This is a genomic window from Bradyrhizobium sp. CFUWI (assembly GCF_056429085.1).
On the sequence record NZ_JBWJZE010000183.1, the window covers coordinates 1 to 458 of the forward strand.

Annotated in this window: 1 protein-coding gene; it reads left to right on the top strand. The window is 65.7% G+C overall.

Features of this window, described 5'->3' with window-relative positions:
* Positions 1-196: 196 nt before the first annotated feature.
* Positions 197-445 (top strand): translation initiation factor IF-1, encoded by a 249-nt coding sequence (gene infA, locus AC066S_RS39320; protein WP_478271983.1) that lies wholly within the window; start codon positions 197-199, stop codon positions 443-445.
* Positions 446-458: the final 13 nt, after the last annotated feature.

A 458-nucleotide genomic window follows, 5' to 3' on the forward strand; every position in this document is an offset into this window, starting at 1 on the left:
CACCCGGCGCACCGAGACGGGCCATTACGCCGCTTCCGTTTCCGTCCGCAGAGGCATGCACGACCGCATCTTCCGCTTCCTTCCCCGCTTCGACAGCGACGTGCTGGCCGAGCGCTATGCCCTGGACCAGGGCCGCGAGATCGCGCTGCAGGGCGCGGCCGCCTGACCGTTTTTTCATTCCCAACGAAGGAGTTCCGTGTCCAAAGAAGATCTGATCGAAATGCAGGGCAAAGTGGATGAAGTGCTGCCCGACTCCCGATTCCGCGTGACGCTCGACAACGGGCACCAGCTGATCGCCTACACCGGCGGCAAGATGCGCAAGCACCACATCCGCATCCTGGCCGGCGACAAGGTCTCGCTGGAGATGTCTCCGTACGACCTCTCCAAGGGCCGCATCACCTTCCGCCACCTCCCCGGCCGCGGCCCGGGACCGTCGTCCCGCTGAGCCTCGGGCGCAA